This is a genomic window from Pseudomonas sp. OST1909 (genome assembly GCF_015277575.1).
In the GTDB taxonomy this organism is placed as follows: domain Bacteria; phylum Pseudomonadota; class Gammaproteobacteria; order Pseudomonadales; family Pseudomonadaceae; genus Aquipseudomonas; species Aquipseudomonas synxantha_A.
The window spans coordinates 3,465,785-3,477,905 of record NZ_CP063780.1 but is presented as its reverse complement, the minus strand read 5'-3'; the positions used below and the strand labels follow the sequence as shown (position 1 = coordinate 3,477,905).

Here is a 12,121-nt window from a genome sequence, read left to right as displayed (position 1 = left end):
GTACTCATGGATGAGCCGATTCTGTACCTGGGTGACCGGGGGTTTCTCAAACGTTACGGCAGCCCCTACTCGGCGCAGCAGGTCGAGGAGATCGCGCGCCGGGTATTGGCCAGTTCCAACCTGGGCATGGCCAGCGGCGACTGGCCCACAGCCAAGGCCGTCAGTAATGCCTTGGCCGGCGGCCCACGAACGCGGCATATCTATCATTCGCGGTTTCTTCTGCGGGTGACCGAGCAGGCAACAGGGCAGGGCGTCAGTGTCCGTCAGGTCCAGGCAGCCCCGGCGTACTACTACACTGCACTTGGCTATACCTTCACCGCCGATGCGCAACAAATAGCCGAAGACCTCGAAATCATCCGGTGCTGCCAGCCTGGTTTGGTGACCTTGGGTGGCGACTGGCTGGACATACTACTGGCGCAACAGCAATACGCGCTGCTTGAGGCGATCCTGCGACAGATGGAGGCGGCCATTCCGGCGGCCTCGCGGATTCTCCTGGGGTTCCATCCCAGCGCCGGCTTCCTGCAGGTGTTGAAAGAACGGCCGTTCGCCGGCGCTGCGGTGCCAGTCAACCTCTTGAATATGCAATGCGCGAGCTACGCGGGCTATCTACATCAGATCAAGGCCCGGTCCCGGCTTTACGCAGTGCATTGTCTGGCGGGCGGCGATATTCCTTTGGAGCCTGCGCTGGACTACGCCTTTCATCATCGCCAGGTCGATGCTTGTATTGTCGGAGCTACCCGTACACGGCATATCGAGGCATTGGCGGCTTGCGAGGCTGGTTTCAGGAGTTCCATGAGATGAACGTGATTCTGATGCGCTGTGCGCGGCAGGTCGACGAGGCGTTATTGCAAGACCACCTGCAAACGTTGCATCGGGCACATGACAACCTGCTAGTGATGTCCGGCCGCTCAGCCTGCTATGCCCCGGTCCTGGCACTGGCTGACAGTCTGGAGATCCAGACCCAGGTCTTCGAGCAGGATTTCTACGATCCGCAGCAGGTGCATGGGGCCCGCAAGATGGACTGGTTGTTCGATCCCTATGCCGGTCGCAACGGCAGCCTGAGCCTGAGCACGCTCTATCATGCATTTGCCATCGAACTGGAAGCGATTTTTTGCCGACACAGCGAAAGCACTCTGGTGATCTATCTCGACCAGTTGCTGCTGGAAATTGCATACGCCGTACTTGCCGGGCTATCCCTGCAGACGCTCCAAGGCTTTTCTCTGTACCTCGAAGAACTGAGCATCGCGGTCCTTGCCAGGGTTCCATTCAAAGGCGGGTTCCAGACCCTGTTGCTGAAATCAAATGTAACGCCGGCGCAAGCCTTCGTCGGCAGGCCGGAATTGAAACTGGTGAGGTGACGCTACCGCCCTGTTGGCGTGATTGCCGATCCTCCCTTGAGTGAAGTGAAAAGGAGTGTTCATGGACCCGCAACGCAAGGAATATTTGGCGACAGAAGCGGTTTACACCGGTGATTCGCTGCGCATCGGCGATGAGTACGTCATGCATGAATGGGAGAGGCCACTGATCCGCAGGATGGTCGAGGACCTCAAACTCACGCCTGATGACCGTCTACTGGAAATCGGCTTCGGCATGGGCATCTCGGCCAGTATTCTGCAGGAGTTCGGCCCGGTGTCCCACACGATTGTCGAACCCCACCCCCAAGTGCTGCTCCAGGCTGAGCGCTGGAAGGGCATGCGCACGAACATACAGTTGCACCCAGGTTATTGGCAGCAGCTACCCACCCAGCGCTATTCGGCGATCTTCTTCGATCCGTTCGCCGATGACATGGCTGCGGTTGACGACGAGAACCTCCAGTTCCTCAAGTTCGCCGCACAATCGCTGCTCGACGATGGCGGACGCTTGGCCCTGTTCTGCATCCGGCCCTTGCTGCCGCTGGAGTACCAGCGCGTGATGTTCGAACACTATCGCCGCGTGGAAATCAGCTCGGTGCAGGTTGCCCCCAGGGATACAGCCGACCCCACGGCGGAGTTGGACGGGCGAATGATTTCAGTTGTGTTGCACAAATAGGAAAAGCCTCGTGTCCGCCATCGGGCCGGCTCGCCGGAGGAGCCTGGCCCAACATGAAAAATAAGCCATCAGTAACAATAACGGTGATCGTGATGAACAAACTTACAGCACGTCTTGGCCTGGTCAGCTTTCTGTGGTTTTTTGGCAGCCAAACATGGGCTCAGACTCAGCCCCCGACAACTGCGGCTGCAGCTTCCACCAGCAAGGCCATGACCATCATATTTGAGCCACCCAAGGGACAGGAGGAGGCGTTCCTGAATACCTTCGTCACCTCGCAGGCTGCGTACATGCAAACTTATGCCGGCAAATCGAAGGAAGGGGTCAAGGTGATCAACCTCATCCCCACCGAACTGGGCGAGCCGCTGATCCACCTGATGATCTACCGCGATGCGGTGGCCTTCGAGCGGGCCAAGCAAATATTTGCTTCACGCGAGGCCATGAGCGGCTATATCGACGGCCATGTGAAAGCCTACGGCGGTTACCACATTCCCAAGGAGTACCTGCGTCATACCAAGGTGTACATGAGCAATGTGCTCACTGAGTAAAAACGGCCGATATAAAGCACAGAGAGAGTCCTGCCTATGCGCGTGGTCATCGGGTCGTTGTTTATCGTCCTGGTTTTTGCGGTGCCCGGTCTGCAAGCCAGCAGTCGTGGCGAGCCCTTCATGTTGAGCAACGGTTGTATCAATTGCCACGGCTTTGAGGGGCAACGCACGCCCGGGGCGATTCCTTCGCTGGCCGGCCAGCCCGAGGCCTACTTGTACAAGACCCTCGCCGCTTATCGCGATGGCACTCTCAAAGGCACCATCATGAACCGGGCGATGGAAGGGTACGACGACCGGACACTCAGGCAGTTCGCCAAGTATTACAGCGGTCTGCCGAAAGTCTTGCTGGGGGCGCCGCCGTCCCAGGCACCCGGCCAAGGGGAGCAGTTGTACGCTCAACACTGTTCCAGTTGCCATGACAAGCAGGCGGATACGCCGTATGTAAAAGGACAAAATGCGCGATATATGGAAGGAGTGCTGAAGGATATGGCCACGGGCGAACGAACGGTTCCGGAGGAAATGGCCAGCGCGATGTCTGCCCTCAAAGGCGAGGAATTACAAGAGTTGCTGGGTTACCTGCAAGGTTGCGCGCGGGAGGCTCTATGCCGATGAACCGACAACGAAGACTGCTGCTCAAGTGGCTGGCCACTGGTATCGGCGCTTCCTCAATCCAGACGCTGGCCACGCCGATGGGGCACCTGACGGCCTCATCTTATGCCGTAGTGGTGATCGGCGGCGGCTTTGCCGGCGCAACTTTCGCTCGTACGCTCAGGCGCCTGGATAGCAGCGTCGGTATCACTTTGGTCGAGCCCAGCCCGCAGTATCATTGCTGTCCACTGGGGGTTGAGTACCTGGTAGGCAAGCGGGACGAAGAAACCCTGATCTTCGGGTACGCGCAGTTACGCGCCGAGGGCATCGAGGTGGTGCATCAGAGGGCGCGCTCGATTGATGCCAAGCGAAAGCAGGTCATTCTTGTCGATGGTTCGGTACTTGGTTATGACCGCTGCGTAGTTGCGACGGGCATTGGCTACAAGTACGAAAGCATCGCCGGTTACAGCGAGGCGGTGGCCCGTCGTGTACCTCATGCCTGGGGCGGCGGCGAACAACTGCGTCTTCTCCGGCAGCAACTGGAGGCTATGCCCAACGGCGGCAATGTGTTGATCTCGGTACCTGTGGACGATTACCGCTGCCCGCCCGGTCCATATGAACGGGCTAGCCTGATTGCCGATTATCTCAAGACCCACAAGCCCGATTCACGCGTGATCATTCTGGATGCCAAGCCGCGGTTCGCCAAGCAAGCGCAATTCGAGCAGGCTTGGAAACGCTTCTATGGCTATGGTAGCGAGCAGGCCAACATCCAGTGGATCGGCGCCTTGCAGGGAGGCACCGTGCAAGGTTTCGACGAAGCCAAAGGACAGTTGCTGACGGAGGGAGGGCCGGTCAGTGGCCAAGTGATCAACATTATCGCGCCCCAGCAGGCTGATGATTTTTCACGGTGCAACGGCCTTGCTGCCGAACATGGCTGGTGTCCAGTCAACACCCAGACCCTGGAATCCTTGTTGGTACCGGATGTGCATGTGATCGGCGACGCTGCCTACGCCGAGAAACTACCCAAGTCAGCCTTCGCCGCGACCTGTCAGGCCAGAGTCTGTGCATTGGCCATCCATAGCCAGATGCACGGCCTGGCGTTGCTCAAGCCGCAATACATGAATGTCTGCTACAGCCTGTGTGCTGACAACTACGGTATCTCGGTGCTGCTTCACTACCAGCATGACGCAACCCGCAATCTCATCGAGATCCAAACCCTACGGGTCACCCCCCTGGACGCCAACGACGAGGATTATCGTCGTGAAGCGCTGTCGGCCTACAGCATGTTCGACAGCTTGGTCAAAGAGGCGTTTGGCTAGTGTGGTCTCGCGAGTCATGCGTACTGGCCGGCGATTTTCTCGGCAAGGGCAATTACGGTGATATTGGTGGCTACCGAGGGCACATCCGGAAAGATGGACGCATCGACTATCCGCAAAGCTTGCAGGCCAAATGGCCGTGCATTCAAATCCACCACGGCGCGCGCGTCGCCTGGACGCCCCATGGGCGCAGATGAAGTGGGATGGTGATAGGTATCGAGGCTGGACCGCACGCTGGCGAGCAGGGCTTCGTCCGAGTCGTTGCCTTTGCCTGGATTGAGCTCCGAGTGAATCAACTCCCGCAACGGTCTGGTGCTACCGATCTTGCGAGCCAACCGAATACCCTCCAGCAGACGCTGACGGTCTTCTTGCCTTGCGAGGAAATTCAAGTCGATGCGCGGCGCAACAAATGGATCACGGCTGGCCAGGGTCAGTGTGCCTTGGGACATGGGGCGGGTCAGGGCAACAGCGAGTACAAACGCCACCTTGGTCGGGCTCTGGTCGTGCGGGAACAGATGGGTTGCCGTGATGTGCAGATCAAGATCGCCATGACTGGCGCTGCTGCTATGGGTCCACAACTTGGCACCAATGGCAGGTGACTGTCGGCCGATCAGTTCGGGCCGGGCTGCGTAGGCATTGTAATAGAAGGGGTGATCCATCAAGTGCTGGCCAACGGGTAACTCCACCACTTGCTCGATGTTCAACGCCTGCAAGTCAGCTTTAGGCCCGACACCGGAGCGCAGCAGGATGGCCGCACTACCATAGGTTCCGGCCGACAGGATCACTTCGCCGGCGTGCAACGTCTCGCCATCGGCCAACCGTACGCCAATTGCACGATTGCCTTCGAAAAGCACCTTGTCCACCAAACTATCTGGGCGGATTACAAGGTTTTTGCGCGCGCGGACCTCATCGTTCAAATATGCCATGCCGGTATTGATGCGCACGCCATTGACGATGTTCATCGGGTAGGGCCCCACACCGTCAGCGTCGGCCCCATCGAAATCGTTGATGATTTTGAATCCGTTGGCCAACGTCGCATCCATGAACGCCTGCTGCATTGGCGTTACGTCTGCGCGCTTGAGTTGGTGTACTGGAAGCGGTCCTTCGTGGCCGTGCAAAGTAGCGTCGCCGCCGCTGCGGGTTTCAAGTTTCTTGAATGAAGGCAGCATCTCTTCATAACTCCATCCGGGCAAGTTCCAGCGCTTGAAGTCGGTGTCGCGTGCACGGATCGCCACCGCCCCATTGATAGCCGAACTGCCTCCCAGTACCTTGCCACGCAGCGCCCCAATAGGGTGACCGACGTAACCTGGCTGAGTCTTGTAACCCCATTCGAACTCAGGGTTGGCATTGGCTCCGACAATGTCGCTGTTGGCGACAATTTCCGGATAACCTTGCGGACCGTAACTGTGACCCGCCTCAAGCAGCAGTACCCGACGGTTGCTGTTCTCACTCAAGCGCCGGGCCAATACCGCACCAGCAGATCCGCCCCCCACAATGATTACATCCACGCGCGAGCTTGCGTCCGAGTCTTTGGTATGAGACTCGCCGGCAGCGTAAACACTGGTCAGCCCACTGCCTGCTGCCAGGGTCGCGGCGACTGCAACACCGCTTGCCAATAGAGTCCTTCTTGAGGGGTTACCGATAGTTTCTCTCATGCATTTTCTTCCTGTTGAAGGTGAGGTCAGATGCGTGCAGAGGGAACGATAAAGCCGAGCTCGCCTGCTTAATAAGCCTGCAAAAAGCGAATCGACATTTCGTATTTGGCGAACGAACAGCTGCGCAACCGACGTACATTTTTGTACGCCCGGATTTCACACAAAAATGTTTATTTCAGTGGGTTCAATCGAGGACAGTGTGTGCAACACAACCTACTTCAGGAACCACACAATGAAGCTATTCAAATCCATTTACTCAGCAGTACTGCCGTTCGCATTCGCACTGTCTATCTCCAATAGTGTGTTCGCATCTGCGCTGCCCGACGCCCAGGCCAGTTACTCGATGAATGTCGGCAAGTTCAAGGTGGTTGCCCTCTATGACGGCTACCTCCCTGCCGATATGGTCAAGATCCTTGAAGGGGGCGATGGTGCCCGCATAAGTACGCTGCTTGAACAGGCAGGGCTGGATAAAGATGCGCGCATGTCCGTCAATGTTTATCTGGTCGATACAGGGGACAAGAAAATCCTGGTAGACACCGGCGGTGGCGAACTGACCGGAAGCACTGCCGGCCGCCTGCTGGAAAGCATGAAGGCCGCGGGCTACAGCGCCGATCAGATCGATGTGGTACTGATGACGCACTTGCATGCCGATCATATCGGAGGGTTGTTGAACGGGCAGCAACGCACGTTCAAGAATGCGGTAGTTGAGGTCAATGACAATGAGTTGAACTACTGGATGTCGGACGCCTCCATTGCGTTGGGCAAAGAGGACAAGCCTGAAGCATTCTCTGCAGTCAAACGTTATCTCAAACCTTACCAGGACGCCGGTCGTGTCAGGACCTTCAAATGGGGGGACAAGCTTTTTGCGGGCATTGAAGCCATCGATTTACGCGGGCATACCCCGGGGCATACTGGGTTCAAGGTCAGTGAAGGAGGGGACCAATTGCTGTTCTGGGGCGATGTAATCCATGTGCAACCGGTTCAATTCCCTGAACCGCAAGTCACCGTCATCTACGACAGTACTCCAAGTCAGGCAATCAGTACCCGTAAGGCGGCGCTGGAAGATGCCGCCACATCCACTGAACGATACTGGGTTGCCGACGCCCACATTGATTTCCCTGGTATTGGCAAGGTGGCAAAGAAGGGCGAAGACTACCTCTGGCAGCCCGTTCAGAAATGAGTGCTGAGTGATTAAGCGCAACGGCACTAAAGACAAGGAGCATTCATATGGAGTGGGGCGATGTTAAGGTCTTTCTTGCCGTTGTGCGCGCTGGAACCTATGCCGATGCAGCAACGCAACTGAGGGTCAGCCGACCTACGGTGAGTCGCCGTGTGCAGGCCCTGGAAGAAGCGTTGGGCCAAAAATTGTTCCAGCGCACCGGGGAGGGGCTGGTGATCACGGCCGAAGGCGAATCCATTCTCGATTTGGCAGAAAGCATGGAACAAAGCGCTTTGGCGCTAAATCGCAAGATGGCAATCCATGATGAGCACCTTGAGGGCGGAATAAGAATTACCTGTCCGGAGTGGTTCGCTGGTTATGTAATGCCTGACTTGATGGTGAGCTTCGCGCGCAAGCATCCGAACATTCGAGTGGAAATCCTTACTTCGCCGCGCATGCTCGACTTATCGAGACGTGAAGCCGACGTTGCACTTAGAAATGTTCCCTTCGACCAACCGGATATCGTTCAGCGCAAATTGATGGACGTTCGATATGCCGTGTACGCGGCGCAGAACTACAGCGTCGCCAGCGGTACAGGGGAGGGGGTCAACCTGATTCTGATGAATGCAGACCTCAACCATTTTCCGGATGTGGCATGGCTACAGCAATTGCTACCCGAAGCGTCCGTCATGCAACGCAGTAATGATCGGATCATTCAGGCGCAGTTATGCGCGGCAGGGCTAGGACTCGCGGTATTGCCCGTGGTCGTGGGGCAAAAAATCCCGGGGCTTAAAGTGATTGATCTGCAAGCGTCTCCACCAGGTCGAGAACTCTGGCTTGGTTACCATCGTGATTTGCGTGATGTACCACGATTAAAGGCGATTGTGCGCGCACTCTTGAGTGCGCAGGTAATAGTTTGAATATGGTGAGGATGTTATGAAACGCAGCAACATCAGTTTTGTTTCCGAGGGAACTCTATTAAAGGGCTGGCTTTATGAGCCAGAAAACACCTCGTCTGCAACACCCGCTATTGTCATGGCGCATGGTTTTACATCGGTCAAGGAACAATACCTTGATAAATATGCGGAGGTGTTCTGTTCGCAAGGTTTTCATGTACTGGTCTATGACCATGCAAACTTTGGTGACAGTGAAGGCACGCCACGGCAGGAGATGGACCCTGTCTTGCAACGTCGTGGCTATCGCGACGCCATTACCTTTGTGCAATCACTTCCAGGCATTGATCCACAGCGAATTGGCATCTGGGGAACAAGTCTGAGCGGCGGACATGTCATAGAAGTTGCTGCAATTGATCGTCGCGTAAAATGCGTTGTTGCTCAGGTTCCCTCGATCAGTGGCTATGAATCGGCGAAGCGCCGGCTACGCTCGGACCTCGTGCCTGCCATGCTTGCTCGCTATGACAATGACCGACAGGCCCGTTTTGCAGGTGCACAACCCGCAACCATTGCGGCGGTGTCCGATGACCCGAGCGTTGCCTGTGCCATGGTAGGAGCAGATAGTTATGAGTTCTTCATGAACACTAGGTCGTTTGCGCCGAACTGGAAGAATGAGGTGACCTTGAGGAGCACCGAGTTGTTCCGGGAGAACGAACCTGGTCATTTTATTTCGCGTATCAGCCCAACACCGTTCCTGATGATTGTGGGGGATAACGATCTTTTGACCGCCACGGATATATGCCTCGCGGCTTATGAAAAAGCACTGGAGCCAAAGAAGCTTGTGATGATCAAAGGAGGGCACTTCACCCCCTATGTTGAAAACTTCAAGGTTACCAGTGAAGCCGCTGCCAGCTGGTTCAATCAACACCTCAACACCTGACATGACCAGGCCTTCAAAGCAAACGAAGATCTCGGGCTTTGCGCACAGTCAACTGACGGTTTCCAGATAAGCCGTCAGTTGCTGTTCCCATATAGGAGGACTGCCAATCTGTTCGATCAGAAAGTTCGACAAGGCCTCCATCTTTGGCGAGGTGCGCTGAGACTGGCGATAAACCAGCGATATGTTACCGCCCCGAGGCTCGTAAGAAGTCAACACGATCTGTAGCTCACCGGCAACGATTGCATCCACGGCAAGGAACGTAGGCAATATCGCCAGCCCCATGCCAGCTTTTGCCCCCTCCAGCAATTGAAATCCATTGTTTGTGCGCATCCGGCTTCGAACCCGGAAAGACTCTGTCAAGTTACCTACCGGCAATGCCCACATGCCGTGAGGCTCACGATGCACATACAGCAGGGCATGGTGCTCGGCCAGCTCCTCGGGCGTTTGCGGCGCACCATGAGTGGCTATATACCCAGGACTTGCACAGATGAGATGGCGGTTTCCAGCAATGCTTCTGGCGACCAGGGAGGAGTCAGGCAATTCACCAATGCGAATCGCAGCATCAAAGTTCTCCTCCTGTAAATTCACATAACGGTCATCATATTCAATATCCAGGCGCAACGACGGGTAGCGCAGTGCAAAAGACGAAAGAATCTGCGTCAGATAACGGCTGCTGAACGCCATCGGTGCCGACAAACGCAGGTTGCCGCTTAATTCTGACGTGAACGCAAGAATGGCTTCTTCGGCGTGCTCAACATCTGCAAGGATACGTACGCAGTGCTGATAAAACACTTTTCCCGCCTCAGTCGGGCTTACTTGGCGACCTCGATCGAAAAAAATAATGCCAAGGCGTTTTTCCAACTGCCGGATACGCTGGCTGACCACCGACTTGGCTGTTCCAAGACGCCTTGCGGCTTCTGAAATACTGCCGGTATCAACGGTTACCACGAAGCACTGCATTTCAGCCAACTTGTTCACGGTCGCTCCTGTTGCTGTGCCATTGGGCGCACCTACGGTTTTCAGGAAAGAGTACCGCACTTTGAACCCGACCTACCTGTAAGTGTTATGAGTGCGCAGGTGTCCCTGATGACGAGACGTGATCCAGGAAATGATCTGGAAATAGCGAGGCAGACAGTGAACGGGGCTTTGGATCTCATGCACACTAGGTTCGCGAGACAGCAGCCCTGAATTGAACATCTGACATAGCACCTCGTTTAAAAGTGGGCGATGCCAGATGTTCATAAGCAGCTCATGGGCCCGAGATTGCTCACTGATCGCTCTCGAATCAGCGCGATTGTTCATCGATTCTTGAGGACGTGTTGGCGTTGGCCATTAAGTCAAAGCGGGTGGACTTAAATGGGCGGGCCTTTCGACGCTTTAGCGGGTGTTTTCGATACTTCGCTGCGGATAAAGCGCCTGCCAATGGGAAATTTGCTGTTGGATGTTCCAATAAATGATGTGCTCGTAGAGTTTTTCCACAAAATCCACATCGAACCCGGTCTCGACGGCCCACTCGCGGCGGTCCTGCAGCATCGCCGCAACCCGTTCCGGCGCGGGGATCGCTTGTTCGTTGGCCTTGAAGCGCACGGCGGCTTTCACGTAACCCAAGCGCTGTTGCAGTGACTGAAGGATCTGACGGTCGAAAAAGTCGATGCCAGCGCGGATGTCGGTGAGGCTTTCGCACGCCTCGGGTACTTTCAGTGACGACATGGTGTTTGTCTCTAATAGGGGTTCGGTTTCAGATTACGTCGAAGCGTGGGCATGCCAGCCGGGCAGTGGCAGGGGGGCGCTCATGGGTGTCTTGATGAGCACGGGCGGCGCCAATGCTCCAGGCGTCGGTGTCACACTCGGCGATGACCTCATCAATCAAGGCATCGATCATGCAGTTGTCGTGATGATGAGGCGTGGTGATCAAGTGCGCGGTGTCGCCAGAGGTGGCCAGGCAATACTTTTTCGCGATCCCTTCTGACGGGCAGGGAAACACCACGGTGATGGAGTTCTCGTTGCGCCATGCATCGATGCCGGCTGCCTGGAAGCGATCCACGGCATATTGCGCCTGGTCCAGACAGTGGCGGATACGCTGGCGCCAGTCGGCGAACGAGTGGCTGCGCAGTGCCGCCCACATCATCAGCGGCGTGTGGCCATTGCGTGAGCCGCTGATGGTTTTGTCATGGGCCAGGATGTAGTCGACTTGCACGGAGATGCGCGCCACGTTCTTGCGCTTGGCCACCACGATGCCGCATGGGATCGGCGAACCAATCATCTTGTGCCCGGACACGCAGATCGAATCGATGCCGTCGGCAAACGTGAAAGGTTGTGGGTGGTCGACGAAGGGCAGGATCATCCCGCTCAGTGCCGCGTCGGCATGCAGGTAATAGTCACGCCGGGCAATGCCCGCCAGTTGCAGCCGTTGTTGGATGGTCGCGATGTTGTCCACCGCGCCACGCATCGTCGTGCCGATATTGGCGAAGATGATCGGGTGACGCTCCTGGTCGGCGGCGATCTTGAGCATCAGGTCGTCGTAGTCGATCTCGCCGTTGGGCAGGGATTCGACGGCACGGCATTTGATGCGCAGCAGCTTGACGATCTTGGCCACTGAGTAGTGGGTGTCCTTGGAGTAATACAAGGTGCCGTCAGGGAACAGTTCGCGGGCCAGGTAGCAGCCGAACATATTGCCTTCGGTGCCGCCATTGGTGACGTAGCCCCAGCTGTCTTCGAGCGCAATGTCGAACAGCTCGGAGAAGTAAGTCATCACGTCCTTTTCGAAGTCGAACGAGTTCAGCACATAGTTGCTGTACTCGTTCCAGTCCCCGCAATTGTTGATCGAAAACTGCAGGAAACGGTGCAACTGGGAGTAATCGAAATCGGCGGATTCGGGGTAGCCGATGTTGAAGTACTGATGGGTCACGCAGTGCTGCCAGAAGTGTTCAAGCCTGCTTTGGTCGGCCGTGGATAAAGTCATCTCTAACTCCTTTTAAATCGACTGGGCGAAGCGGC

General features: G+C 56.3%; 13 protein-coding genes. 9 read left to right on the top strand and 4 right to left on the bottom strand.

What is annotated here, in order from left to right:
* Positions 1-6: 6 nt before the first annotated feature.
* The 6 genes from IH404_RS15195 to IH404_RS15170 all read left to right on the top strand — a co-directional run bounded on the left by IH404_RS15195 (position 7) and on the right by IH404_RS15170 (position 4,480).
* Positions 7-801 (top strand): hypothetical protein, encoded by a 795-nt coding sequence (locus IH404_RS15195; RefSeq protein ID WP_005788386.1) that lies wholly within the window; start codon positions 7-9, stop codon positions 799-801.
* The gene (locus IH404_RS15190) at positions 798-1,358 is read left to right on the top strand and encodes a hypothetical protein (RefSeq protein WP_005788384.1); all 561 of its coding nucleotides are present in this window, start codon (positions 798-800) and stop codon (positions 1,356-1,358) included. The genes IH404_RS15195 and IH404_RS15190 overlap by 4 nt, the downstream gene beginning before the upstream one ends.
* Before the next feature lie 61 nt (positions 1,359-1,419).
* Positions 1,420-2,028 (top strand): class I SAM-dependent methyltransferase, encoded by a 609-nt coding sequence (locus IH404_RS15185; RefSeq protein ID WP_005788382.1) that lies wholly within the window; start codon positions 1,420-1,422, stop codon positions 2,026-2,028.
* Positions 2,029-2,081: 53 nt separating this feature from the next.
* On the top strand, positions 2,082-2,573 hold the full coding sequence (locus tag IH404_RS15180; RefSeq protein WP_005788380.1) for a hypothetical protein: 492 nt from the start codon (positions 2,082-2,084) through the stop codon (positions 2,571-2,573).
* Positions 2,574-2,609: 36 nt separating this feature from the next.
* Positions 2,610-3,185 carry a c-type cytochrome gene (locus IH404_RS15175; protein ID WP_194438284.1) on the top strand — a complete coding sequence of 192 codons (576 nt, stop codon included), beginning with the start codon at positions 2,610-2,612 and terminating at the stop codon, positions 3,183-3,185.
* Entirely contained in the window at positions 3,182-4,480 is a 1,299-nt protein-coding gene (locus IH404_RS15170) for an FAD-dependent oxidoreductase (RefSeq protein ID WP_194438282.1), read from the top strand. Before IH404_RS15175 ends, IH404_RS15170 begins: the two co-directional genes overlap by 4 nt.
* A 14-nt stretch (positions 4,481-4,494) precedes the next feature.
* On the opposite strand, the gene IH404_RS15165 is transcribed toward IH404_RS15170, so the two are convergent.
* The gene (locus IH404_RS15165) at positions 4,495-6,132 is read right to left on the bottom strand and encodes a GMC family oxidoreductase N-terminal domain-containing protein (protein WP_194438280.1); all 1,638 of its coding nucleotides are present in this window, start codon (positions 6,130-6,132) and stop codon (positions 4,495-4,497) included.
* A gap of 232 nt (positions 6,133-6,364) precedes the next feature.
* Between IH404_RS15165 and IH404_RS15160 the strand changes: the two genes are divergently transcribed.
* The 3 genes from IH404_RS15160 to IH404_RS15150 are packed head-to-tail and all read left to right on the top strand — an operon-like array spanning position 6,365 to position 9,124.
* Positions 6,365-7,312, top strand: coding sequence for an MBL fold metallo-hydrolase (locus tag IH404_RS15160; protein WP_005788373.1), 948 nt, complete (start codon positions 6,365-6,367; stop codon positions 7,310-7,312).
* Between the two features lie 47 nt (positions 7,313-7,359).
* A complete protein-coding gene (locus IH404_RS15155) occupies positions 7,360-8,211 on the top strand; it encodes a LysR family transcriptional regulator (RefSeq protein ID WP_194438277.1) in 852 nt (283 codons plus the stop codon).
* 16 nt (positions 8,212-8,227) lie between these two features.
* Positions 8,228-9,124 carry an alpha/beta hydrolase gene (locus IH404_RS15150; RefSeq protein WP_194438275.1) on the top strand — a complete coding sequence of 299 codons (897 nt, stop codon included), beginning with the start codon at positions 8,228-8,230 and terminating at the stop codon, positions 9,122-9,124.
* A 48-nt stretch (positions 9,125-9,172) separates the two neighbouring features.
* Here the strand turns inward: IH404_RS15150 and IH404_RS15145 are convergent, their stop codons facing one another.
* The 3 genes from IH404_RS15145 to IH404_RS15135 all read right to left on the bottom strand — a co-directional run bounded on the left by IH404_RS15145 (position 9,173) and on the right by IH404_RS15135 (position 12,086).
* On the bottom strand, positions 9,173-10,102 hold the full coding sequence (locus IH404_RS15145) for a LysR family transcriptional regulator (protein ID WP_194438273.1): 930 nt from the start codon (positions 10,100-10,102) through the stop codon (positions 9,173-9,175).
* Positions 10,103-10,501: 399 nt separating this feature from the next.
* On the bottom strand, positions 10,502-10,834 hold the full coding sequence (locus IH404_RS15140) for an isochorismate lyase (protein ID WP_005788364.1): 333 nt from the start codon (positions 10,832-10,834) through the stop codon (positions 10,502-10,504).
* A gap of 28 nt (positions 10,835-10,862) precedes the next feature.
* Positions 10,863-12,086 (bottom strand): histidine decarboxylase, encoded by a 1,224-nt coding sequence (locus IH404_RS15135; protein WP_005788362.1) that lies wholly within the window; start codon positions 12,084-12,086, stop codon positions 10,863-10,865.
* Positions 12,087-12,121: the final 35 nt, after the last annotated feature.